The organism is Gilliamella sp. X-23, assembly GCF_057063545.1.
The window spans coordinates 54960-80548 of record NZ_JBXSQG010000002.1 but is presented as its reverse complement, the minus strand read 5'-3'; the positions used below and the strand labels follow the sequence as shown (position 1 = coordinate 80548).

Below are 25589 nucleotides of genomic sequence, written 5' to 3'. Positions count from 1 at the left end.
ACAATATATAGAGGAGTAATTGTATGTACAAACCTATATTAGAAATTGATTTGCGTAAATTAAGAAATAATGCTCGTGTTGAAAAAGAGTTATTAGCTAAACACGGCATTGAAGTGATGGCTGTCAATAAAGTTTTTGATGGCTGCATAGAAACCGCCAAAGCTGTGCTTGACGGCGGTATTGATGTGATTGCCGAATCAAGAACTTACAATTTAAAAAAATTGAAAGAAGCTTTAAATTGTAAAACATGTTTATTGCGTAGTCCTTGTTTAAGTGAAATTAGTGATGTGGTTAAATATGCTGATATTAGCTTAAATAGCGAAAAACAAGTTATTCAAGCACTTTCTGATGAAGCGGTTAAGCAACAAAAAGTTCATCAAGTTTTACTGATGGTAGATATGGGAGATTTACGAGAAGGAATTTGGTTTGAACATATTGATGAAATTATTGATACGGTTAAATTAATTCTTTCTTTACCAGGTGTTGAGCTCTATGGGCTTGGCACCAATTTTAACTGCTATGGTACCGTTTTACCAACAGTAAAAAATGGAGTAGACTTTTTACATATTGCGCGTAAAGTAGAAGAGTCTTGTAATATTAAAATTAAATATTTATCGGCGGGTAATTGTACAAGCTATCATTTATTAGATAAAGGTATTTGGCCTGAAGGGTTGAATCATTTAAGAATAGGTGGATTGCATGAGTTTGGTATTGAGTATGTAGATATGAAATATCTTGATGAATTTCATCATTCAAACAAGCCTGTTGATAAAGCATGTAGTAATTTATATAAATTATATGCGCAAGTTATTGAGGTTAATAGCAAGCCAACGGTTCCTGTTGGTGAGTTAGGTGTAGATGCATTTTTAAACAGTAAAACGTTTGTTGATAACGGTACACGCAAACGAGCACTTCTTGCCTTTGGACGGCAAGATGTACCAGCTGAAAGCTGCGTACCTATCAATGATAAGATTACTGTTTTAGGGCAAACGAGTGATCATACTATTGTTGACATCGAAGATGTTTCTGAAACATTACATGTCGGTGATACGATCGGTTTTGAACTTGATTATACCGCTTTACTTATGGCTTGCCAAACAAATGGTGTAGAAAAACGGTTTATTTATTAATTGTGTTAGCTGCTGGGCAACCAGCAGTTTTTATTGATTATTAGGCGGTTTACATGACAACATCAGAATCACAAGAAAACCCTTATCCCAGTAGTTTAAAGAAAAACTTAAAAAATCGTCATCTTTTGATGATTTCTTTAGGTGGTTCGATTGGTACTGGGTTATTTATCGGTATCGCATCTCCACTTAGTACGGTTGGGCCATTAGGAACTATTATCGCCTATTTAATGGCAGGCTGCATAATGCTTTCAACTATGTTATGTTTAGGCGAGCTTTCTTGTGCATTCCCTCATGCAGGCTCTTTTCAACATTATGCGTTAATGTTTATACCCAATCCAATTTGGAGTTATACAATAGGTTGGTTATATTGGTTAAGTTGGGTGTTATCTATGGCTGCCGATTTGACTGCAGCATCAATGATCGCTAACCAAGTTTTTCCTTCCATTCCTATCTATCTTTTTAGCCTTTTCATTTTAGTTATCATTACGTCAGTGCATTTAATTTCGGTTCGTGCATTTGGCGAAAGTGAGTATTGTTTTTCAACGATCAAAGTATTTGCGATTATTGCTTTTATTTGTATTGGTGTTTATTTACTTTATCATCAATATACCCAAACACAGGTATTGCCAACATTCAGAACAGAGAGTGGGTGGTTTCCCAATGGTTTTTTTTCAATTTTTGTTTGTATGACTATTGTGACTTACTCATTTCAAGGCATCGAATTAATTGGGAATGCTGCAGGTGAAGCGCAATCTCCTCAATCAGTATTACCTAAAATTATTACTGGCGTTGCTTTTCGTGTTATTTTATTTTATGTTTTAGCTATTGCCGTTTTAGCCCTTGTTTACCCATATGGAACAGTACATGATGAAATTAGCCCATTTGTATGGGTATTTAATCAAGCTGGAATTACATTTGCTTCGTATATGATGCTTTTTGTCATTTTTTGTGCAGCTATATCTGCAGCCAACTCAGCAATTTACGCTAGTTCAAGAATGTTATGGTCTATGGCTCAAGATAATTTAGCACCAAAATATTTTTCAGAAGTCAATCAACGAGGTGTGCCAACAAAAGGTATATTATTTATTGCTATTATTGCATTAGTCTCTTTGTTTTCTAAGTACATTGCAGCAGAAAAGCTTTATATTTATTTAGTCGCAAGTACTGGCCAAGTTGGGTGCTTTGCGTGGATTATTATTGCTTGGTGCCAGTATCAATTTCGTCACGGGGTGAATAGTGGTAAATATCCTAAGGAGATGATTAAGTTCAAATCACCATTGTTTCCTTGGCTTGCTGTCATTTCTATTATTATGAATATTGTTATTATTGTTGGAGTGTGGTTTGGTGAGTCGGGTTACTTTATTTTGTTGTCAGAAGTGGTATTAGTTATCGCTATTCTTATCTCTTACTTTTTTTATAAAAAGCGAAATCCAATTAAAAGTTATTAATGTAATTTGTATGTAATCACCTAGCAATATTATTTAAGTGTGATTACATACAATCAGTTTTGAATTATTTTGTTTGGTTATTTTAAAAAGGCGGATATTCCCGTAAATACAACTTGTGCGGCAATGGCTGATATGAGTAATCCTGTTAGTTTTGATAGAATCGCAATGCCTGTATTTTTTAATACTTTTGCAATACTTTTGGCGCATAACAGCATAATGTAAATACCCATTGAGGCAACAAATAGTGAAATAGCACCAACCGTATTTGATACAATTCCAATTGAGCTTGTTCCCATAACGATGATGGTACCAATAGATGCAGGCCCCATACATAGTGGGATAGCAAGTGGGACAACGCTAATATCATCATCACTGTTAATTTTGTTTTTTTCTGGCGAATCGTTCATAAGTGCAACTGCGGTGATAAATAATAATGCTCCTGAACCAATGCGAAATGCATCAAGAGTAAAGCCGAAAACGCTAAACATGGTGTTACCAAAAAAGAATAGTACAATACCAATGATAAAAACAGAACAAGATGTTTTGAGTGCAGTTTTGCGTCGTAGCTGTTCATCATATTGTTTGGTGCCACTTAAAAATGCACTCAAGACAGCAGGCGGCGTCATTAATGCAAATAATTTTACTGTTGTGGACAAAATAGCAAAAATATAGTCAATCATAGCTTATCTTTTATATTAATTTTTTTAACTACGTTAATTTGTCAACGTTATTGCTGCGTTGACATTATTTTTATCATATATAAAAACGGTCACCATAAAGGTGACCATCTTAATCTGATATTTTTATTGATAGCCAATAAAAAATTAGTTAAGGCGCTCTTTAATTCGAGCTGCTTTACCACGAAGTTCGCGTAAGTAGTAAAGTTTAGCTTGACGTACTTGACCACGACGTTTCACAGTAATTGAATCAACAATTGGTGAGTGAGTTTGAAATACTCGTTCAACACCTTCGCCATTCGAAATTTTACGTACTGTAAATGCAGAATGTAAACCACGATTACGAATCGCAATGACGACACCTTCATAAGCTTGAAGACGTTTTTTATTACCTTCAACAACCCATACTTTTACTTCAACCGTGTCACCAGGGCGAAAAGACGGGATGTCTTTTTTCATTTGTTCTTGTTCTAATTGCTGAATAATTGCATTTTTCATAATGTTATCTCTTATGCTAGTTACACTGAAATATTAATCGCTTTGTTTATTACTGTATTCATGTTTAAATTCAGCAAGTAAACATTGCTCTTCATCAGTCAGAGCTAGATTTGCAAGAAGATCTTCTCTTCTTAACCAAGTTCGTCCTAGTGATTGTTTTAATCGCCAACGACGAATCGCTTCATGGTGACCAGACATTAACACATCAGGCACCGCCATTCCATCTAACACCTCAGGCCGAGTATAGTGTGGACAATCAAGTAAACCGTTAGCAAAAGAGTCTTCTTCTGCTGATGATTGATGATTTAATACACCAGGAATAAACCTTGCAAGTGCATCAATCATTGTCATCGCCGGTAATTCACCGCCACTTAACACGTAATCCCCAATTGACCATTCTTCATCAATTTCGGTTTGGATAACGCGTTCATCTATGCCTTCGTATCGTCCACAAATTAAAATTAATTTTTCATTTTGGGACAATTCGCAAACACCTTGTTGGTTTAATTTGCGCCCTTGTGGGGAAAGATAGATTACTTTTGTATCGTCCCCAGCTACTGCTTTTGCCGCATGAATTGCATCTTTTAGTGGTTGTACCATCATTAACATGCCTGGACCGCCACCATAAGGTCTGTCATCAACAGTCTTATGCTTGTCATGCGCAAAATCGCGCGGGTTCCAATAATCTATTGTTAACAGTCCGTTTTTAACTGCTCGACCAGTCACACCATAACAGGTAATGGCTTGAAACATTTCGGGAAAAAGGCTAATAATGCCAATCCACATAGCTTTACCTTACCGATTAAAAAGCAGGATCCCAATCGACCACAATCGTTTTTGTTGTTAAATCTACTTGTTTAATAAATTGATCTTCAACAAAAGGAATCAAACGTTCTGTTGCTCCAAATGCATCTTTTAGATTTGCTTTAACGACCAATACATCATTAGAGCCGGTTTCCATTAAGTCTGTTACCAGACCTAAATCATAACCGTTAATTGTTTTAACTCGACAATCAATGAGATCTTTCCAATAAAAATCACCATTGCTAAGCGCTGGTAATTTTTCTGCATCAACAAATACTTCAGCATTGGTTAATGTATTAGCCTGATCACGATCATCAATGCCTTTGAGTTTCACAATCATGTCATGATTATGCGGTTTAAAGCTTTCTACGATTACTTCTTGCCATTGTCCAGCACGCTGGATATACCAAGGGGTGTAATCAAAAATGTTATCTGGAAATTCTGTAAACGAAAAAATCCTGAGCCACCCACGAATGCCGTAGCTTGAACCAAGTTTACCAACAACAATGAGATTCTCAGTATTCATCATTACAGGACTATTAATTACTAAATTAAGCAGCTTTTTGTGCTTGTTTGATCAATGCGTTAACACGATCAGAAACTGTTGCACCTAAACCAACCCAATGATTTACGCGATCAAGATCTAAACGTAATTCTTCTGCTTTACCTTGTGCAATTGGATTAAAAAAGCCAACGCGCTCAATAAAACGACCATCACGTGGGTTACGGCTATCAGTGACAACTACTTGATAAAAAGGGCGCTTTTTAGAGCCACCACGAGCTAAACGAATAGTTACCATAACATCCTCTTAAATTAAAAAATAATCTTTTTTCTGCCCAACACGGACAAAATCAAAGCCCCAGAATTATACTCTTTCTAGCAAAAAGTGCAATGGCTGTTTCTTATCAATACCGGTAGTAGCTTAAAAAGTATATTTATTGAAAAATAGAATAAATAAACATCCCAACAACTGACCTTGTCGGGATTTTTAAGTCCTAATATCCAATGTAAATATAGGAAAAGCGTTATTCTATATCCATCAATGTAGCACTAAGGCCTTTACCATGCATATCAAGAGCTAAAGAGCATGTAATGCAACCACTTAATGCTTCATAACTACAGGGTTAACGTTGTTCTAGTTTGAACATGGGAATATTGCTATTATCCTCTTTAAATGCCTTTCATTAAAGTGGGTAGTATATTTGATTAGGAAAAAAGAAAGGCAATTATCTTAACAAGCCGAAAACACGTTATAATCTTATTAAGAATAATCATATTAATGATTAATCAATAATTTTTTATGTATACATTATTTTTTTGTTTTTTTCTTTATAAAAGCCCGTTTTAAGACATCAAAGAAACCAAGTGATCTGACCATTTTTTGCCCGTCAACATAAACTCGAATGGCTTTTAATACTTTTTTGGGCTCTTTAGATGCAAAGGTAAAAGTTCCATTTTTCTTTGTCTGAATTGAATAACGGGGAATCCATTTGCCACCCAATAGTACTGATGCAACAACATAATCGATTTCATTCCACGGTATTTGAATATATTTGCGAGGGTCATGCTGGTGGTAAAATTCAAAGGCTTTGTCACCAATCATAATGTTGCCATACTCTGAAAAACCAACGAAAGCAGTTGCTTGAATGGTTAAGTCTACTTTAGTGTTTAATGATTGAGCCATTATTATCCATAAGTAAGTTTGTGTTTTGTAAATTATACTACTATTTAAACCATAAAGTGGGTTGAAAATAGCTACTTTATTGAGGTTTTATAAAAAAGATGACGATATATAAAAAGCACTATATATAAAAATATAGTGCTTTTTAAGAAAATTTTATAAAACGTTATGTTTTATAAAAGGCCAATTACATGGCCAACGACACCAACAATAAATAATCCAAGGATAATTAAAATTGGTGATACTTTTTTGCGAAGTAGCCACATACATAAGAAAGTTAATAGTAATGGTACTAACCCTGGTATCAACTGATCCAAGTTATTTTGTAAGGTGGTGACCTTTTCTTGGGTTAGTGATAATCCGCTTTGCATTTGTTGTAACGCTTTTTGAATGCCTTCTGCGCCTATTGGTAATGTATTCCAATCAATAAATGCACCTTTATCTAATTTTACAGTCGAGACAATAGGTTGGAATTTTATTGATACCCACCTTTGTACTAAGGCAGCGAGGATAAACATCCCTAAAATAGAGGCTCCTTTAGTAATTTTTTGCAGTAAACCGCCCGATAAATTATCAGTAATTTTAGAACCTGTACGGTAACCAAATTCTTGGGTATACCACATAAAGGAACATCGAATAATATTCCATAATAAAAAGAATAAAATAGGGCCAATGTAATCACCAGTTATTGCTAGTGAAGCACCCAGAGCTCCAAGCATTGGTCGAACGGTAAACCAGAATACAGGATCACCAACTCCCGCTAATGGTCCCATCATTCCCACTTTTACCCCTTGAATAGCAACATCATCAACGGCTGCTCCATTGGCTCGTTCTTCTTCAAGAGCAAGTGTTACGCCTAGCACTGGGGAAGCTAAATATGGGTGGGTATTAAAAAATTCTAAGTGGCGTTTTAGTGCCGCTGAACGATCTTCTTTAGTAGTATATAATTTTTTGATAGCAGGAATCATTGAATAAACCCAACCACCATTTTGCATACGTTCATAATTCCAAGAACCTTGAAGGAAAGTTGAACGCCAAGCAACTGCTAAACGATCTTTTTTACTTAATTGAATTCTATCAGTCATTTTTTTCTCCAAGTTTCTAGTAATCATTTAAAATGTCATCAAGTGGGTCACCTTTACTGCCACCATTTGATGAATTGCCGCGTTCAGAAAGATTGAGATAAATCAATGCTAATGCAATACCTAATGCACCAAGTGCAATTAGCGTAAGTTGTGATATGGCCGCTACCACAAAACCAATAATGAAAAATGGCCATACTTCGCGGTTTGCCATCATGTTGATTACCATTGCATAACCGACAGCAACAACCATTCCACCACCAATAGCCATTCCCGTTGTTAGCCATTCAGGCATTGCTTCTAGTGCGCCTTTGACGGCTTCAGCAGGAATAAAGAGTAATGCTGCTGCTGGAATTGCGATTCTTAAACCTTGTAAACAGATACCTAAAATTTGTAATGATTCAATTTTTCGGAAATTGCCTTCTTCTGCTGCTGTATCCATCATATGCACTAACGGGACGGCAATGGTTCGAACTACCATAGTTAAAAATAGCCCTGCAACTGCTAAAGGAATAGCAATAGCAATGGCGGTAGATACACCAGCAACGCCTTGTCCACCTAATACTAAAATAATAGACGAAGCAATAGAGGCAAGCGCTGCATCCGGAGCAACAGCTGCACCAATATTAGCCCAACCAAGTGCTATCATTTGCAATGAACCACCTAGTACAACGCCAGCTTCTAAATTACCTGTTACTAGTCCAATTAACGAACAAGCAACTAAAGGTTGATGGAATTGGAACTGATCTAAGATGCCTTCCATTCCTGCTAAAAAGGCGATAACTATCACCAAAATAATAGCAACAATTGATAATGTCATAATATAACCCCTTAAATAAACTAATTTTTTTGTTCAGCTAATTCTTCTTTCGCTTTTTTTAGCAATTCGTCCATATTGCTATTAGAATCGTTAGGTACTTTGCGAACATCAAATTTCACATTTTTTGCTTTCAATTTTTCAAATGTTTTAACATCTTCAGCATTCATTGATAGTACTTTATTTACCATAACTTTACCTACTGAATGTGCCATTGAACCTACATTAATAACATTAATATCGACACCGCCTTCTATAGTTCTTAGTACATCTTCTGGGTTTTCAAATAGTAATAATGCCTTGGTATTACCAAAACGAGGATCGTGAGAAACCTCAATAATTTTTTTGATAGGAACGACATTCGCTTTTACACCAGGAGGTGCGGCTTCTTCAATGAGTTTTTTTCTTAACTCATCTTTGGATACTGAATCAGAAACAACGATAATACGATTAGGGTTGGTTGATTTAGTCCAAGCTGTAGCAACTTGCCCATGCAATAAGCGAGAATCTATACGTGCTAATACAATTTTCATTTTTCCATTACCCAGTACAGTGCCTTCTGGAATGGTTGATGATTGTTTAGTTGATTGAGTGTTGGCAGTTGGTGTGGCGACTGTTGTGCGTACGCCTTCTTTGGCTGGTTCAATAATTGCTGCTGCAATTTCTTTTGCTGTTTCCATCGAAAATCGAGAAGAATAAGCTTCAATTAGCATGGGTAGATTTAACCCTGCTACAATAGCCCAATTACTATGTTCTCCGCACAAATTGTTAGCTTGATTAAATGGTGTTCCCCCCCATAAATCGACTAAAAAAAGTATTTCATCTTGATTATCAAATGTAGCTATTGCTTCAAGCATTCGTTCTTTCAAACTTTCTGGACTATCACTTGGATGCAAGGTAACTGCTTTAACATTTTCTTGCTCTCCAAATATCATTGTTCCTGATTGTAGAATACCTTCTGCAAACTCACCATGAGTTGCAAGGATAATTCCAACCATATAACTACCTCCTAATTTTTATATTAATTACATAATATAAAGCCTATAAAATAAAAATACCTAGTTATTTTACACTACAAATAAACTAAGAAATATGTGTTTATTACATTTTGGTAAAAAAATTAAGCTTTTATTGTTCATTAAAGCTAATCTTGTTTGTTTTGTAATGCTTGGCGAATAAAACCATGTTCTTTTATAATTTTTTGTTTGGCCTGTTCTGCATTTATATCTAAAAGAATCATTAAAATGGCAATTTTACAGTGTTTTTTACTTTGGTTTAATGCTTGAATAGCAACTTCCCGACTACAATCAGTGGCTTGCATGACTATTGATATTTGTCGTTCAATGAGTTTTGCATTGGTTGCTTCAACATCGACCATGAGATTGCCGTACACTTTGCCTATTTTAATCATGCTGGCTGTGGTTAGCATATTTAGCACTAATTTTTGTGCAGTTCCGGCTTTCATTCTTGATGATCCAGTAATTACTTCAGCACCGACAATAGGGGTGATTGCTATATCTGCTATGTTGATCATCGGGGCTTTAAGATTGCAGCATAAACTGATGACAGTGGCTCCGATTGATTTGGCATATTTCATACCGCCTATGACATAAGGGGTGCGCCCACTAGCTGCTATGCCGACTAAAATGTCATTTGCGCTAAAATGGATATTTTTTAAGTCATTAACTGCTAATTCAGGGGTGTCCTCGGCATTTTCAACTGCTTTAAAAATAGCTTGTTTTCCCCCAGCAATTAACCCAATAACTTGTTCATGTGGGGTGCCATAAGTTGGTGGGCATTCACTTGCATCTAAAATACCTAATCGACCAGAAGTCCCTGCACCGATATAGATTAATCGCCCTTTATTTGAAAACCTTTGACTAATTGCATCAACAGCTTTTGCTATGTTTACTAGCTCCTTTTCAACAGCAAGCGCGACTTGCTTATCTTCATTATTGATGATTTGAAGTATTTCCAACGTTGAACAGTCGTCTATTTTTTCACTATTAGGATTACGACTTTCAGTTAACATACCAGATAGGTTAATTTGTTGCATTTTTTCTTAATCCTAACCATAACAAAAATATCACTATAGCAAATAAACTACCAAAGCCAACACCGATAGTAATAACTGATAATTTCTTGTATATAGCTAATGCATAAAGTCCTAGCATTAGCATCATTGCCGTATATTCGCTTAAGTTTTGTACCGAAATGATACTGCCAGCACCGACTAAATCTTTACCTATTTTTTGAATAAAAGCATTCAATGGTACTAAAAAGAAGCCACCTAATGCCCCAATGACAATAAGTAAAATATAAGATGCAATGATATTGCTTTGCAATGTGAAGGCGATTACTGCTATGCCCATCATTATCCCTGCTGGAATGCAACGTAACGTGTTCTTGATTGAAATAAATGTACTTGCCAGCCCGGCTCCAATAACAATGCCGATAGCGACAATCGCGTTTAGATTTGTTGGTGTTGCATTGTCGTGTATGTTTAAAATAGCAGGAACCCAACTAATTAACAAAAAGCGTAAAGTAATACCCGCTCCCCAAAATAAACTAGTACCTAATAATGTGAATAAGACATGCTCATCGGTGAAGATAATTTTAATTGTGTTTGCAAAATCTTTTATCATACCCATAAATTGCCATGGAATATTTTGTCGTGCGGCAGGTAATTTAGGAATAAAAAGGTTAGCAATAATGGCTAGCCCATACATTAATACACAAATCAATATAGATATGCTTACATTAAGATCGGCAATATGACCACCCGCTAGCGAGCCAAGTAAAATTGCCGCAATGGTTGATGCTTCAATTAAACCATTTGCTTTAACCAAATTATCGCCCGTGGTGAGTTCGCCTAGAATACCATATTTAGCTGGAGAGTATGCCGCTGCACCTACCCCAACTAAAAAATATCCAGCAAAAGGACTAATGTTTAAACAGATACAACCAGCACCGAGTAATTTTATACTATTTGAAATCATCATAGCCTTGCCTTTTGACATGCTGTCGGCAAATTGACCAACAAAAGGGGAAAGAATGATGAATGGCAGCACAAAACTAATTTGTAATACTGATTGGTTCCAAGCTGGATAATGTAGATTTTTTATGAGAGCAAGGATAGCAAAAAAGATGGCGTTATCGGCAAATGCTGAAAAAAACTGCGCCAGCATGGTTGCGACCATGCCTTTGCTTAAAAGAGAATATTGATTCATGTGGTATCCTTTTATTTATTCGTCAGCCATTTTTCGTAGTGTAATAAAGTCGATTTTACCTGTACCAAGTAGTGGTAATTCTTTAACTACACGAATATCACGAGGAATAGCTAATGCAGGAATACCAAGTTCTTGAGACACTTGGTTAAGTTGCTCTCGATTTAATTTGGTCGAAGTAGTAAATAAAACAATAGCTTCTCCTTTTGCTGCATCGGCTTTAACTGTTGCGCCGTGCATGGCATCAATGTCGACTTTTTTTGCCAAGGCTTCAACACTTTCTAATGAAACCATCTCTCCCGCAATTTTAGCAAATCGTTTTAAGCGCCCTTTAATTGTGACAAAGCCTTCGTTATCAATAGCAACGATATCGCCGGTGTCATACCAACCTTTTTCTGATTGTCCATGTTCATCGATTGCAATTGGTTCTTCAAGTTTGCCTGGATTTTCAACACGTAAATAGCCTTTCATCACATTAGGGCCTTTAACTTGCAATTGACCGCCATCACTAATACCTGGAACATGAATTAATCTTGATGTCATACCTGGCAATAATCGACCTACTGTACCGGATTTAAACGCCATTGGGACATTAAGTGCCACTACGGGCGCACACTCAGTAACACCATAGCCTTCTAAAATACGGATACCATATTTATCTTTCCATTGCTCACGTACTGTGTCTGATAATTTTTCTGCCCCAGCAACAACATAGCGTAAACGCATAAAATCATATGGATGTGCGTAACGAGCATAGTTTGCTAAGAAAGTCGGCGTACCAAATAAGACAGTGCAATTTTGATCATAAATTATTTCAGGCACCATACGATAATGTAATGGATTTGGATATAAAAATGTGCGGCTACCAGAAAACAGCGGTAAAAACAATCCAGCAGTAATACCAAAAGCATGGAATAACGGTAGTGCAGACATAAAGCGATCGGCTGGCGTTGGATCAATAACGGTTCGAATTTGCTCAACATTAGCAAGCAAGCTACCATGACTATGGGCAACACCTTTAGGATTACCTTCTGAACCCGATGTAAACAAGACGAGAGCTTCGTCATCACTTGATTGAGAGCGTTTAACCAAACGAGGGATATACTGATGAACTGCGACATAAAGTTTATCTGTAAGAGTTAAACTGTTACGTAAATCTTCAAGAAAACACCATTTAACATCTTTTATTTGTTCAAGGAGATGATCAAGCTTTCCTTTTTGAATAAATTTTCGTGAAGTAATGATAGTTTTAATTTCAGCAGCTGCAATTGCACAAGTCAGCCCTTTGGTACCAGCAGTATAATTGAGCATAGCTGGAATTCGGTTTTTAACCGATAAACCAAAAATTGTCGCAACGGTAATGGTTGCATTAGGTAATAAGACGCCAACACGTTCTTTTTTCTGAGTGATTTTAGCGACAATACAGCTAACACCAATGATTTGTTTTAATAAATTACGATAAGATGCTTCATGAGTTGTCGGATCTTGGACCATTCGCGATTTGACACCATAGCGGACTTGCGCTTCAAGCAAAGCTTCAAATAGCGTTAATTTGGGGCGGCTTGCCATACGCGCATTCATCATAATTTGATGAAGTTTTTCTCCTGCAATATAACGTCTTTCACTAGCCTTAGGCGCATCAGGCATAGCTATAGATGTCGGCTCAAGCACATGAATGGTTATTTTAGGAAATAAACGACGTTTAAATAATCCTTTTAAACGACTGGTTAAAGTAAATTCAGCTCCTTCAATCCAGACAGGTACAATTGTTGCTTGAGAACGGGCTGCAACAAAAGCAGCACCATCATAAATTTTCATTAATGAGCCAGTTACAGTAATTCTTCCCTCAGGGAATATGACTATTGGGCGGCCTTTTTCAACTTCGCGAACTAATCGCTTAATTGCCATTGGGCTCAATGGATCCATAGGCACAAAATCAACATAATGCTTTGCTAAACGGACCAACCAGTGATTAATATAGCCAGCATAAATAGCAAATACTGGTCTTACAGGTAAAAACATGCCGATTAGGATACCATCGAGGAAAGATACATGGTTAGGAGTGATAAGAAGTCTATCTTGCTTTAAATTGTCAAGATTGCCATGAATTTTGACATGGAATAAAAACTTTAAAAAAAATTTTAATATTTTAAATAACATCTGATTTCTCAATTATCGTACAAAATTGTACTCTGTAATAATAGTGAAAATATATAAAATATACAAGGAGGTGTGTTTTTTAATATAAAACAAATTGTTAGAATTTAATTAATAATGATTCTTGATTTAAAAAATAGATAATGGATACTAACTATAAAATAAATATAAAAAGCAATTAAGGAACAAAAATGCTCATTTTAACAGCTAAAGATATTGAACAGTTTTATACAATGAAAGATGCGATAGCAGCAGATAAGCAAGCTTTAAAAATTTATACACAAGGGAACTGTGATGTGCCATTGCGAATCAATTTTGATATGCAAAAAGGCCAATGTTTGTTTATGCCAGCACATATTAAAGGTAGTGATGTTGTGGGTATCAAAATTGTTTCAGTTTTTCCTGAAAATTCTAAGTTAGGCAAGCCATCAGTACCTGCTCAAGTTTTAATGTTAGATCCACAAACAGGTGAAGTTTGTGCCATGTTAGATGGTACTTTTGTAACCCAGCTTCGTACAGGGGCTGTTCAAGGTGCGGCAACTGATTTATTGGCGCGTAAAAATGCTAGTCGTGCAGTGTTGATTGGTACTGGTGGGCAGGCGATATCCCAACTGGAAGCGATGCTAACTGTGCGTTCACTGACTGATGTTGCTATTTTTGATATTGATACTCAAAAAGCAAAACAATTTACGAATGATATGAAACAACGTTTCGCTCATTTTTCGACTAATCTTTATTTTTCACAAAATTTGGATGAAGACATTAGTCAAGCCGATATCATTACTTCGGTTACAACATCAAAAGTTGTTACGTTTAATGGTGATAAAGTAAAATCCGGTACACATATTAACGGTGTCGGTGCTTATACACCAGAGATGCACGAAATTCCGAAGAGCATTGTTGAAAAAGCTAATATTCGAGTGCTTGATACCAAAGAGGGGGTGTTTGCTGAAGCAGGTGATATTATTGATCCAATTAAACAAAAATTAGTATCGGAAGATGATTTTTTAGAGTTAGGAGATTTAGTGCTAGATCCAACTCAATGTCGCCAAAATAATCAACAAATTACTTTATTTAAAACGGTTGGAACTGCAGTATTAGATGTGTATATTGGTTACGATATCTATCTTAAAGCCAAAGAAAAAGGAATTGGCACATATTTATAGTAATTACTTGTGGGATTAAGGTGCTTTTTTGTCAAAAAATTTCAGGTAGCTAAGCTTTTTTAGTATAAAACTAGCTTTTTAGTTCTGCTTTTTGTGAACGCCCAAGTAATGCCATTGCTGCTTGTTTTGGATCTTTATTCTCATAAAGGATTTGATAAATTTGTTCCGTGATCGGCATATCAACATGATATTTTTGAGCTAGTAGCCAGACTTCTTTGGTGTTATTACGACCTTCGACAACTTGAGCAATAGCATCTTGGGCTTCCTGAATTGATTTATTTTGACCAAGTAAAATTCCAAAACGGCGATTACGGGATTGATTATCTGTACAGGTTAAAACGAGATCGCCCAGCCCAGCCATCCCCATAAAAGTTGCAGGATCTGCACCTAATGCAGCTCCTAATCGCATCATCTCAGCAAGGCCACGGGTAATTAATGCTGTTCTAGCATTGGCACCAAAACCAAGACCATCAGATAATCCAGCACCAATGGCTATAACATTTTTGATTGCACCACCAAGTTGTACTCCAATAAAATCTCTGCTGCTATAAACACGGAAACTTTTACTACAATGGAATAGATGTTGTAATTCTGTTAAGAAGTTCTTATCCGTTGAGGCAACAGTTACTGCTGTGGGTAATCCTGACGCCACTTCTTTGGCAAACGTTGGACCAGAAATAACGGCTAATGAAATTTGATTGCCTAAAATTTCTCTTGCGACATCTTGCAATAATCGACCGGTATTGACCTCAAGTCCTTTTGTTGCCCAGACTATTTTAGAATCTTGCCGTAAAAATGGTTTGATTTGAGTTAAAATACTTGCAAAAGCGTGACTTGGTACCACAATAAGTAAAATAGATGCAGCTGAAACTGCTGTTTTTAAATCGCTTTCAATTTGTAGCAAATCAGGAAAAGGAATATCAGGTAAAAATTGTTTATTTTGCCTATCATGCTGCAAAATGACCATTTTATCAGGGTTATGACCCCATAATAGAGTTGAGTGGCCATTTCGTGCCAGTAAAATAGCTAAAGAGGTTCCGTAAGATCCTGCGCCAATTACTGTAACTGCAGCATTTTTTTTCATAATAATCCAATAAACTTATCGTTAACTAACTAAAATATAATAATTATTATTGTAATGTTTCAGTAGATTTGGCTTGTTGTTGCTGTTGTTGAAGATAATTAATAAATAATGCTTCAAAATTTACTGGCTCTAAATTTATTTGAGGGAATGTCCCTTTATTGACTAAACTAGAAATGACCTCACGTGCGTAAGGGAATAAGATGTTTGGACAATAGGCACCTACACAATGTTGAATTTGACCTTCATCAAATCCGATAAGTGAAAAGATACCCGCTTGAGTCACTTCACAAATATATACTACTTCGTCTTGTTGTTTTACTGTTACAGTGACGCGAAGCGCAACTTCATACACATTTTCGCTTAGCCCTTGTGAAGATGAATTTAATTCAATATTTAATTCTGGTTGCCATTGTTTTGTAAAAATTTCAGGAACATTATTAGTTTCAAATGAAATATCTTTAGTATAAATACGTTGAATAGAAAACTGTGTTTCAGGTTGTTGTGTATTGTTTTGTTCTGTCATGATAACACCTTATTTTAAAATTATATTATTTTCTAACTAATGGTAAATTTTCGCCATTCCATCCAGCAATGCCATCTTTTAAAGCATGCACATGTAAAAAACCTTGTTTGACCAGTGACTCACCAATGCCAACGGATGATAGGCCATTTTCATCAATTAAAATGATGGGAATTTCTTTAAATTTTTCAATTGATTTTGCACTCGCGTTTTTTATATCTATCGGTAAAATATTATAAGATTCAGTAACATGACCTTTTTTAAAACTATCACTAGATCGAATATCAATAATAACCGCGTTTTGTTTGTTGATCATATGAATAGCTTGCACATTATTTATAATTTGGACCTTAGATAATTTACTTTTAATTGTTAATACAATGATTGCAATAAATAAAACGATCCAACCTAATGAAAGCAAAAGATGATTTTTTATAAAAGGTATAATTTCGAGTGTAATAAATTCCATACTTGTATGATTACCTAATTTTTTCAATTTTAAGGTGAGATTATAACGATAATGCGTAATGAAATATAGTGCCAATAATTGAAAAATTGTTTTATAGTGAATTGTTTTATTTTAAAAGGTTATAAAATGTGTTGGATATAAGGAAAAATTTTGATGCAATTTAGAGTGCCTATCTTACTATTTTTATTATTTTTTTTTGTTTCTTCTGTGATTGCTAATGGTAATTACGATGTAGTTTTAGAGCAAGTTAGTGGTGAAAAACATGCTTCACTTATTGAACCTTCGAGTTATGATCCAGATTTGACTTGCCGTGATTTTTTACGTGAATTTGATGATGCTGCACCGGATTATTTTCAATATGAACGTTGTGATGTTGATGATTATGGGCAAACAAGATCGATTGAAGCCATTTATAAAATAGAAGGAAAAGATGCAAAACAAGCTCAAGAGTATTTAACTCAGAAAATGGGAATGACTGAACTAAAGTTGGTTTGTTGCCATTGGGAAATGGGCGGTCAGAATGTAACGATAATTAATCCAAAAGATAATATGTACTATTATGTTGTATTGGTTTCAGAAGAAACCGTTGAACATGATCAGGATAAGGTAACATTTTACTTAATTGTCTCTGGTGATAGATCTCCAGTGTAGTTTTGGGAGTATTATTCGGCAAGTGATCTGCAGCGTGGTAATTTATCATCAATTCAAGTGTAAATATTGTCGATTTAGACGATTAAACGATTGTGGAAGTATGATGAATTATTTTGGTGCATTAAGTTGGTGCTTATCTAACCATTATGGTGCAACATTAAGATCTATGTTACTATTTGTGATGCTTGCTTCATGAATGCACCGTTGAAAAATTGGCATTATATTTGCATAGGTTATAACAGTTTGGCAAAAATGCCTTGAAAACTGAACAATTATTATTTGTCCTTAATGGAGAAGATACATGTCTACACAAAAAGTTTTAACACTAATTAAAGAAAACGACGTTAAGTTTGTTGATTTACGTTTTACTGATACTAAAGGTAAAGAACAACACGTGACAATTCCTGTTAGTCAAATAGATGCCGATTTTTTTGAAGATGGCAAGATGTTCGACGGTTCATCCATTGCTGGGTGGAAAGGGATTAATGAGTCAGATATGGTGTTAATGCCTGATGCTTCAACAGCCGTAATCGATCCATTTTTTGAAGATACAACGTTAAACCTTCGTTGTGATGTATTAGAGCCAGCAACTTTACAAGGGTATGATCGTGACCCTCGTTCAATCGCTAAACGTGCCGAAGAGTATCTAAAATCATCGGGTATTGCTGATACTGTGATTTTTGGGCCTGAACCGGAATTCTTCTTATTTGATGATGTTCGTTTTGGTTCACCAATGTCTGGTAGTTTTGTGCATATCGATGATATTGAAGCGGCTTGGAACTCTGGTACAAAATATGAAGAAGGTAATAAAGCGCATCGTCCAGGCGTGAAAGGTGGATATTTCCCACTTCCACCAGTTGATTCATCGCAAGATATCCGTTCTGAAATGTGTTTAATTATGGAGCAGCTTGGCTTAGTGGTTGAAGCTCACCATCATGAAGTTGCAACTGCGGGTCAAAACGAAATTGCATGTCGCTTTAATACGCTAACTAAAAAAGCTGATGAAGTGCAAATCTATAAATATGTCGTACAAAATGTGGCTCACGCTTATGGTAAAACAGCGACATTTATGCCAAAACCAATGTTTGGTGATAATGGTTCTGGTATGCACTGTCACCAATCATTAGCGAAAGATGGTGTAAATTTATTCGCTGGGGATAAATATGCAGGTCTTTCAGAAATGGCATTATTCTATATTGGTGGTATTATCAAACATGCTAAAGCCATCAATGCATTTACTAATCCTGCAACTAACTCTTATAAACGTCTGGTACCGGGCTATGAAGCACCAGTTATGCTTGCTTATTCTGCACGTAACCGTTCTGCATCAATTCGTATTCCTGTTGTGACTAACCCTAAAGCTCGTCGTATTGAGGTTCGCTTCCCAGATCCAGCAGGTAACCCGTACTTATCATTTGCTGCGCAGTTAATGGCTGGTTTAGATGGTATTATTAATAAAATTCACCCTGGCGATGCGATGGATAAAAACTTATACGATTTACCACCAGAGGAATCTAAATTAATTCCTCAAGTTGCAGGTTCGCTTGAAGAGGCACTTAATGCATTAGATGCAGATCGTGAGTTTTTAACACGTGGTAATGTCTTTACTAATGATACTATTGATGCATACATTGATTTAAAACGCCAAGATGTTGATCGTGTACGTATGACGCCACATCCGGTTGAATTTGAATTGTACTATAGCTTATAAATTATTTTTTATATAACTTAGTGTGTTACCCACCGCTTATTAGCGGTGGTTTCTAATCAGGACGGAAATCCAACGATGACATTTAATAATGAATCTGATGCTAATCTTGTTCTTGATTCTATGATTACAAGTATTTTATTACTTGATACAAAGCTCAATATTCTCTATGCCAATACCGCTGCACAGCAGTTATTAGCACAAAGCTCTAAAAAATTATTAGAAAGTTACTTTCCTGATTTATTGGGGTATTTTTCTTTAGATATTAATTTGATGCTCAGTGCATTAGCTCAAAATCAAGGTTTTACAGATAATGAAGTTAATTTAGTTATTAATAATGAATTACATATTTTATCGTTGACAGCTCAGCTGTTAGTTAATGGTCGAATTTTGATTGAAATGGCACCGTTAAATAATCATAAACGCCTTAGCCAAGAACAATTACAACAAGCTCAACAAAGTGCCGCTCGTGAATTAGTTCGAGGACTTGCTCATGAAATTAAAAATCCATTAGGTGGGCTCAGAGGTGCAGCTCAGTTATTATCACGAGAGTTACCTAAAAATGAATTGCAAGATTATACAAAAATCATTATTGAACAAGCAGATAGATTACGTAATCTTGTAGATAGATTATTAGGTCCGCAACAACGGTTGCAACAAAAAGAACAAAGCATTTACCAAGCAATAGAGCGTATCTATGCTTTGCTGTGTTTGGAAAAGCCCATCAATATTGAAATTTTACGTGATTATGATCCAAGCTTACCCGATTTTATTCATGACTCTGAACAAATAGAACAAGTAATTTTGAATATTGTTCGCAATGCTTTGCGGGCTATTGGTTCGAATACTGGCACAATTACCATTAGGACAAGAACAGCTTTCCAAGTTACTTTACATGGACAACGTTATCGGTTATGCGCTCGTATTGATATCGAAGATACGGGACCAGGTGTGCCAGTTCATATACAAGATACTTTATTTTACCCTATGGTGAGTGGGTATAAAGATGGTACAGGTATTGGGCTTTCGATTGCTCATAATATTGTTGATCAACATTGCGGTAAAATTGAATTTAATAGTTGGCCTGGGCATACAGTGTTTTCTGTCTATTTGCCAATTAAGCAGTGAGGTAAATTAAAATGAATGTTTGGATTGTTGATGATGATAGTTCAATTCGTTGGGTATTAGAAAAAGCATTAACTCATGCCAATTTCAAGTGTGTCAGCTTTTCAACTGGTCAAGATGTGATGGATGCTTTGATCACTTATGCTGAAAAGCCAGCGGTATTAATATCAGACATCAAAATGCCTGGGATTGATGGTTTAACATTGCTCCACTATGTTAAAGAAAAATTACCTCATTTACCTGTTATTATTATGACTGCACATTCGGATCTTGATGCGGCAGTAAATGCCTATCAAAAAGGTGCTTACGATTATATCCCAAAACCCTTTGATGTGGATGAAGTTATACAACTGGTTGAGCGTGCAATTTCACAAACTCAAAGCAATAAAACCAGCAATAATACAACAGCAAAAGCATCAACAGGTATTATTGGTGAAGCACCTTCAATGCAAGAGGTCTTTCGTATTATTGGACGATTATCTAAATCGTCAATCAGTGTATTAATTAATGGTGAATCAGGGACTGGTAAAGAATTAGTTGCTAAAGCACTACACACCCACAGCCCTCGTTCACAATCCCCTTTTATTGCATTGAATATGGCGGCGATTCCTAAAGAGCTGATTGAATCTGAGCTTTTTGGGCATGAAAAAGGCGCATTTACAGGTGCTGCTCAAATTAGACATGGGCGTTTTGAACAGGCTAATGGTGGTACTTTATTTTTGGACGAAATTGGTGATATGCCACTTGATGTTCAAACCCGATTATTAAGGGTGCTTGCCGATGGGCAGTTTTATCGTATTGGTGGCTATTCTCCCGTTAAAGTTGATGTGCGTATTATTGCCGCTACACATCAAGATTTAGATGCAAGAGTCAGGGAAGGCAAATTTAGAGAAGACTTGTTTCATCGTTTAAATGTTATTCGTATATTACTTCCACCTTTACGCGATAGAGCGCAAGATATTCCAAAACTTGCTGAACATTTTTTACATACAACGGCAAAAGAGCTTGGAGTAGAAAGTAAAATACTAAGCTTAGAAGCATTAGATGTATTATGCCAATTTAATTGGCCTGGTAATGTCCGACAGCTTGAAAACACCTGTCGTTGGGTTACAGTAATGTCTTCAAATAAAGAGGTTTTTGTTAAAGATTTACCTCCAGAGTTGTTGCAGTTATCAACAACTAAAACCATTGCTACAAATGAACATATTACATTATCTGCTAGTCACTTACCACAACAACAAACAGATTGGAAAATGTCACTAGAACAATGGGCAAAACAAGCGCTTACAAGTGGCCAAACGGGCATTTTAACTGAAGTAATGCACGATGTTGAATGTATCTTATTAAAGAGTGCGCTCAATTTTACACGGGGACATAAACAAGATGCTGCTCATCTATTAGGATGGGGACGTAATACATTAACTCGTAAGCTTAAAGATTTATCAATTAATCCAAATCAGGAATTCTAACTATTGATATTCACTATGCTACCGAAATAAATCGGTAGCTTTTAGTCTGGTTATTATCGTTTTACTTCTATTTAGTCTGTCTTTTATTGCATATTATGGTTTTAAACACTTAAAGTTCATTGAACCTTATATCTTTTTTAGTTACAATCTTAATGTAAATGATAATTATTATAATTTATCGTTTTGTTGATTTTTATTTAGGCTGATAATTAGGAGTTATAATGTATTCATATATCAAAGCTAAATCCGTAGTTTTACTTACGGTATTACTTGTTTTAGTTGGATGTGACAATAAAAAAGAACAGCAACCATCTGTAAAAACGGTTACCATTGAACATTCTCAAGGCAAAACTGAAGTACCTGACAACCCTAAAAAAGTTGTTGTTTTTAATACAGCAACGCTTGATATTATGGATGCATTAAATATTCCTGTTACAGCAGTGCCTCAATCAGACGTACATTTCCCAACTTTCTTATCCAAATATGACAGTAAAAAATACACTAATGTGGGTACTTTATTTGAACCAAATTATGAGGTTTTAAGTTCTATTCAGCCTGATATTATTATTGCTGGTGGTCGAGCCAATGATGCTTATAATAAATTAAATGATATCGCGCCAACGATTTCGTTAGATATTGATTACAACAATTTTTTAGGAAGCATAACGCAAAGAACCCAACAATTAGGTGATATTTTTCATAGGCAAAATGAAGCTAATAAGTTATTGGCTGATTTTAATCAAAAAATAGAACAACTAAAACAAAAAACAAGCACGGCAGGAAGTGCATTAGTTATCATGGTTAATGGTGGCAAAATGTCTGCTTATAGTGAAAAATCTCGTTTTGGTTTTGTATTTGATGTATTAGGATTCAAACCAGCCACAACTTTCCAAGAAGCAGGACGCCACGGTAATGCTGTGACTTCGGAATTTATCTTAAGTGTTAATCCAGAATGGTTATTTGTTTTAGATAGAGATAATGCAATTGGTAATAAAGAAGCACAATCAGCACAGCAAGTATTGAATAATGAATTAATTCAAAAAACCTCAGCATGGCAGCACAATCATATTGTTTACTTAGATTCAACATCGATCTATATTTCTGGCGGTATTCAAACTTATAGCCATTTAATGGATCAAATAGGTGTTGCTTTGCAAACTGAACCAGCTCATTAATGTAAAGCATGATTAAATCTTTTTATTTTATTGCAGGCATTTTCATTTTATTGATCATGACTGCAATAAGTTTGTTTATTGGTGCTGGGAATGTGACGCCATTGGATTTATGGTCTGATAGCAACATGTGCGAAATTTTCTTTGTTAGCCGTGTACCTAGAACGGTTGCTTTATTATTAGCAGGTAGTGCCATGAGTGTTGCTGGCTTAATAATGCAACTATTAACTCAAAATCGATTTGTTGAACCCTCTTTAGTTGGCACGACGCAATCAGCGAGTCTTGGTTTATTAATTATGATGGTGTTAGCTCCTAGCGCAAGTGTTATGACTAAAATGACTGTTGCCAGCTTATTTGCAATGGTTGGTACGATGGTTTTTATGATAATTTCTCGTAAAATCATTTTTAAATCAGCATTGATGGTGCCTCTTGTTGGTATTATGTTAGGGGCTGTTATTAGCGCTGTTACTACATTTTTTGCTATGTATTTTGATTTGCTACAATCACTAGGAGGATGGGAATCCGGTGATTTTTCTGGTATTTTGCAAGGTCGTTATGAATTATTATGGTTAGTCGGCGGATTAACGCTACTTGCTTGTTGGAGTGCTGATCAATTTACCGTTGTTGGCTTAGGTCGAGATTTTTCCATCAATGTTGGGCTTAATTATCGTAGAGTTATGTTGACAGGACTCATTGTTATTGCATTAATCGGTGGTATTGTCGTTGTTGTGGTCGGTGTTTTACCCTTTCTTGGATTAATTGTACCAAATATTGTCAGCTTATTATTTGGTGATAATGTTCGTAAAACCATTCCATGGATCTGTTTGTTTGGTAGTGGGCTGGTTTTAATTTGCGATATCATTGGACGAATAATTCGCTATCCTTTTGAAATTCCTGTGAGTGTTATTCTTGGCGTAGTCGGTGCTATTATTTTTTTAATCTTATTGAGTCGAAAACGCCATGTTAATTAATCAAAAACGTTATCTTTCAAGTCAAAAAAGAGTCTTTTGGTTATTTATAATTGCGTTAATTTGTATTACTTGCTTTATGACGATAGGCCTTAAAGGTAATATTAGCTATATTTTGATGCATCGAACTTGGATTATGCTGACGATGATTTTAGTTGCTTTTTCGGCAGCAACATCAACATTGCTTTTCCAAACTGTCACGAACAACCGAATATTAACTCCTTCTATTATGGGGTTTGAATCGCTGTTTGTATTAATACAAACTCTTGTGATCTTTTTTATTGATACACAAGGTATTCCCTATATTGGTATGGTTGGTAGATTCATCTTTGAATCACTTTTATTAGTCTTATTTTCATTATTTTTGTATCGAGGATTATTTACTAAGCTAAAGCAAAATTTACATTTGGTATTATTAATTGGTATTATTTTAGGAACATTATTCCGCAGTTTATCTAATCTATTACAGCGTTTAATGACACCGTCTGAGTTTGCGATATTACAAAGCCGCATTTTTGCAACCTTTACCCGTGCCGAACCGATATTGATCGTCTTTTCATTAGTGATTATTGTTATCATCGGTTTGTTTTTATGGATAATGCGATATCAGTTTGATGTTTTGGCTTTAGGGCGTGATAATGCGATAAATTTAGGTATTGATTACCAAAAAAGTATTACGATTATTTTATTGTTAGTCTCTGTTTTGGTCTCAATATCTACAGCATTAGTTGGACCTTTTACTTTCTTAGGGCTTTTAATTGCTAATTTAGCTTATAGTGTTAGTGGATCAAGCAAACATCGTTTTTTACTTCCTACTGCTTTTTTATTAGGTGTTATTTTTCTTGTTGGCGGGCAGATGTTCTTAGAGCGGATATTAAATATGGTTGGTGCATTATCTATTGTGATTGAATTTATTGGCGGTTCATTGTTTATCTTCTTATTATTGAAAAAGGTGCCGATGTGATAGAAATTAATAATATTAGTAAAAACTATCAAACAATACCTGTATTAAAAAACGTCAACGCGACAATTTCAAAAGGTGGCATTACTGCAATCATTGGTCCAAATGGAGCAGGTAAATCGACATTATTATCGATCATAAGTCGACTTTTATCTGCTGATAAAGGGCAAGTTAAAATTCAAAATATGGATGTTGTGAACACACCAAGTGATAAGTTGGCCACCTATTTATCCGTATTAAGACAAGAGAATCGTTTTACTAGCAGATTAACTGTTTTTGAATTAGTTGGATTTGGGCGTTACCCTTATAGCAAAGGGCGATTAACTGCTGATGATTATGAATATATCCACCGAGCTCTTGATTTTTTAGATCTTACGCAATATAAAGATCGCTTTTTAGATGAGCTTTCTGGTGGGCAAAGGCAACGTGCTTATGTTGCCATGGTGTTATGCCAAGATACGGAATATGTATTACTTGACGAACCACTCAATAACCTTGATATGAAACATGCTGTCGCAATGATGAAGCAATTACGCCGTGCTGCCGATGAGCTAGGTAAAACAATTGTGATCGTTATTCATGATATTAACTTTGCATCCGTCTATTCAGACTATATTTTAGCCATGAAAAATGGAGAACTGGTATATCAAGGTAACCCACAACAGATTATGGATGCTATTATTTTAGAAGATATATTTGATACACCGGTCAAAATTGAAAATGTTCATGATCAAAATATTGCTATTTATTACTAATGATTAATACGTTTATTAT

25 protein-coding genes and 3 pseudogenes are annotated in these 25589 nt (G+C 35.5%); 11 read left to right on the top strand and 17 right to left on the bottom strand.

Annotation, left to right across the window (positions count from 1 at the left end; all coding sequences use genetic code 11):
• Positions 1-23 precede the first annotated feature (23 nt).
• Complete coding sequence (locus tag ACYH9I_RS02080; protein ID WP_483558531.1) at positions 24-1130, top strand: alanine/ornithine racemase family PLP-dependent enzyme; 1107 nt, start codon at positions 24-26, stop codon at positions 1128-1130.
• Positions 1131-1183: 53 nt separating this feature from the next.
• A complete protein-coding gene (locus ACYH9I_RS02075; RefSeq protein ID WP_483558530.1) occupies positions 1184-2578 on the top strand; it encodes an amino acid permease in 1395 nt (464 codons plus the stop codon).
• A 77-nt stretch (positions 2579-2655) separates the two neighbouring features.
• On the opposite strand, the gene ACYH9I_RS02070 is transcribed toward ACYH9I_RS02075, so the two are convergent.
• The 14 genes and pseudogenes from ACYH9I_RS02070 to aas all read right to left on the bottom strand — a co-directional run bounded on the left by ACYH9I_RS02070 (position 2656) and on the right by aas (position 13525).
• On the bottom strand, positions 2656-3258 hold the full coding sequence (locus ACYH9I_RS02070) for a MarC family protein (protein ID WP_483558528.1): 603 nt from the start codon (positions 3256-3258) through the stop codon (positions 2656-2658).
• Positions 3259-3402: 144 nt separating this feature from the next.
• Complete coding sequence (gene rplS, locus ACYH9I_RS02065; protein WP_034900792.1) at positions 3403-3753, bottom strand: 50S ribosomal protein L19; 351 nt, start codon at positions 3751-3753, stop codon at positions 3403-3405.
• A gap of 33 nt (positions 3754-3786) precedes the next feature.
• The gene (trmD, locus tag ACYH9I_RS02060; protein WP_483558526.1) at positions 3787-4539 is read right to left on the bottom strand and encodes a tRNA (guanosine(37)-N1)-methyltransferase TrmD; all 753 of its coding nucleotides are present in this window, start codon (positions 4537-4539) and stop codon (positions 3787-3789) included.
• Between the two features lie 16 nt (positions 4540-4555).
• Entirely contained in the window at positions 4556-5086 is a 531-nt protein-coding gene (gene rimM, locus ACYH9I_RS02055) for a ribosome maturation factor RimM (protein WP_483558525.1), read from the bottom strand.
• 22 nt (positions 5087-5108) lie between these two features.
• On the bottom strand, positions 5109-5357 hold the full coding sequence (gene rpsP / locus ACYH9I_RS02050) for a 30S ribosomal protein S16 (RefSeq protein ID WP_034900786.1): 249 nt from the start codon (positions 5355-5357) through the stop codon (positions 5109-5111).
• Positions 5358-5583: 226 nt separating this feature from the next.
• Positions 5584-5658: pseudogene (locus tag ACYH9I_RS02045) on the bottom strand (AtuA-related protein); the annotation flags it as partial.
• A gap of 209 nt (positions 5659-5867) precedes the next feature.
• Positions 5868-6242 carry a DUF956 family protein gene (locus ACYH9I_RS02040; RefSeq protein WP_483558522.1) on the bottom strand — a complete coding sequence of 125 codons (375 nt, stop codon included), beginning with the start codon at positions 6240-6242 and terminating at the stop codon, positions 5868-5870.
• 170 nt (positions 6243-6412) lie between these two features.
• Positions 6413-7324 (bottom strand): PTS system mannose/fructose/sorbose family transporter subunit IID, encoded by a 912-nt coding sequence (locus tag ACYH9I_RS02035; protein ID WP_483558521.1) that lies wholly within the window; start codon positions 7322-7324, stop codon positions 6413-6415.
• 16 nt (positions 7325-7340) lie between these two features.
• The gene (locus ACYH9I_RS02030; RefSeq protein ID WP_483558520.1) at positions 7341-8141 is read right to left on the bottom strand and encodes a PTS mannose/fructose/sorbose transporter subunit IIC; all 801 of its coding nucleotides are present in this window, start codon (positions 8139-8141) and stop codon (positions 7341-7343) included.
• 20 nt (positions 8142-8161) lie between these two features.
• Positions 8162-8704: pseudogene (locus tag ACYH9I_RS02025) on the bottom strand (PTS sugar transporter subunit IIB); the annotation flags it as partial.
• Positions 8705-8760: 56 nt separating this feature from the next.
• Positions 8761-9136: pseudogene (locus ACYH9I_RS02020) on the bottom strand (PTS sugar transporter subunit IIA); the annotation flags it as partial.
• A gap of 146 nt (positions 9137-9282) precedes the next feature.
• Entirely contained in the window at positions 9283-10194 is a 912-nt protein-coding gene (gene murQ, locus ACYH9I_RS02015) for an N-acetylmuramic acid 6-phosphate etherase (RefSeq protein WP_483558518.1), read from the bottom strand.
• Positions 10181-11368, bottom strand: coding sequence for a lysophospholipid transporter LplT (gene lplT, locus ACYH9I_RS02010; RefSeq protein ID WP_483558516.1), 1188 nt, complete (start codon positions 11366-11368; stop codon positions 10181-10183). The genes murQ and lplT overlap by 14 nt, the downstream gene beginning before the upstream one ends.
• A 15-nt stretch (positions 11369-11383) precedes the next feature.
• A complete protein-coding gene (gene aas, locus ACYH9I_RS02005) occupies positions 11384-13525 on the bottom strand; it encodes a bifunctional acyl-ACP--phospholipid O-acyltransferase/long-chain-fatty-acid--ACP ligase (protein ID WP_483558514.1) in 2142 nt (713 codons plus the stop codon).
• A gap of 188 nt (positions 13526-13713) precedes the next feature.
• On the opposite strand from aas, the gene ACYH9I_RS02000 reads away from it, so the two are divergent.
• Entirely contained in the window at positions 13714-14688 is a 975-nt protein-coding gene (locus ACYH9I_RS02000) for an ornithine cyclodeaminase family protein (RefSeq protein ID WP_483558512.1), read from the top strand.
• 70 nt (positions 14689-14758) lie between these two features.
• On the opposite strand, the gene gpsA is transcribed toward ACYH9I_RS02000, so the two are convergent.
• From gpsA to ACYH9I_RS01985, 3 genes are read right to left on the bottom strand one after another with little or no spacing between them, the layout of a single operon-like run.
• Positions 14759-15772 carry an NAD(P)H-dependent glycerol-3-phosphate dehydrogenase gene (gene gpsA / locus ACYH9I_RS01995; RefSeq protein WP_483558510.1) on the bottom strand — a complete coding sequence of 338 codons (1014 nt, stop codon included), beginning with the start codon at positions 15770-15772 and terminating at the stop codon, positions 14759-14761.
• Between the two features lie 46 nt (positions 15773-15818).
• On the bottom strand, positions 15819-16295 hold the full coding sequence (gene secB, locus ACYH9I_RS01990) for a protein-export chaperone SecB (protein ID WP_483558508.1): 477 nt from the start codon (positions 16293-16295) through the stop codon (positions 15819-15821).
• Between the two features lie 25 nt (positions 16296-16320).
• Positions 16321-16761, bottom strand: a complete 441-nt coding sequence (locus tag ACYH9I_RS01985) for a rhodanese-like domain-containing protein (RefSeq protein ID WP_483558507.1) — start codon at positions 16759-16761, stop codon at positions 16321-16323.
• A 153-nt stretch (positions 16762-16914) separates the two neighbouring features.
• On the opposite strand from ACYH9I_RS01985, the gene ACYH9I_RS01980 reads away from it, so the two are divergent.
• From ACYH9I_RS01980 to ACYH9I_RS01945, 8 genes are all read left to right on the top strand, one after another.
• A complete protein-coding gene (locus ACYH9I_RS01980; RefSeq protein ID WP_483558717.1) occupies positions 16915-17412 on the top strand; it encodes a DUF4952 domain-containing protein in 498 nt (165 codons plus the stop codon).
• Positions 17413-17713: 301 nt separating this feature from the next.
• Entirely contained in the window at positions 17714-19123 is a 1410-nt protein-coding gene (gene glnA, locus ACYH9I_RS01975; protein WP_483558505.1) for a glutamate--ammonia ligase, read from the top strand.
• Positions 19124-19198: 75 nt separating this feature from the next.
• Positions 19199-20248 carry a nitrogen regulation protein NR(II) gene (gene glnL, locus ACYH9I_RS01970; RefSeq protein WP_483558503.1) on the top strand — a complete coding sequence of 350 codons (1050 nt, stop codon included), beginning with the start codon at positions 19199-19201 and terminating at the stop codon, positions 20246-20248.
• Positions 20249-20259: 11 nt separating this feature from the next.
• On the top strand, positions 20260-21714 hold the full coding sequence (gene glnG / locus ACYH9I_RS01965) for a nitrogen regulation protein NR(I) (protein ID WP_483558501.1): 1455 nt from the start codon (positions 20260-20262) through the stop codon (positions 21712-21714).
• A 221-nt stretch (positions 21715-21935) separates the two neighbouring features.
• Positions 21936-22889, top strand: coding sequence for a siderophore ABC transporter substrate-binding protein (locus tag ACYH9I_RS01960; RefSeq protein ID WP_483558499.1), 954 nt, complete (start codon positions 21936-21938; stop codon positions 22887-22889).
• Positions 22890-22900: 11 nt separating this feature from the next.
• The gene (locus ACYH9I_RS01955) at positions 22901-23857 is read left to right on the top strand and encodes an ABC transporter permease (RefSeq protein WP_483558715.1); all 957 of its coding nucleotides are present in this window, start codon (positions 22901-22903) and stop codon (positions 23855-23857) included.
• Positions 23847-24818 carry an iron chelate uptake ABC transporter family permease subunit gene (locus tag ACYH9I_RS01950; protein ID WP_483558497.1) on the top strand — a complete coding sequence of 324 codons (972 nt, stop codon included), beginning with the start codon at positions 23847-23849 and terminating at the stop codon, positions 24816-24818. The genes ACYH9I_RS01955 and ACYH9I_RS01950 overlap by 11 nt, the downstream gene beginning before the upstream one ends.
• The gene (locus ACYH9I_RS01945; RefSeq protein WP_483558495.1) at positions 24815-25570 is read left to right on the top strand and encodes an iron ABC transporter ATP-binding protein; all 756 of its coding nucleotides are present in this window, start codon (positions 24815-24817) and stop codon (positions 25568-25570) included. Before ACYH9I_RS01950 ends, ACYH9I_RS01945 begins: the two co-directional genes overlap by 4 nt.
• Positions 25571-25589: the final 19 nt, after the last annotated feature.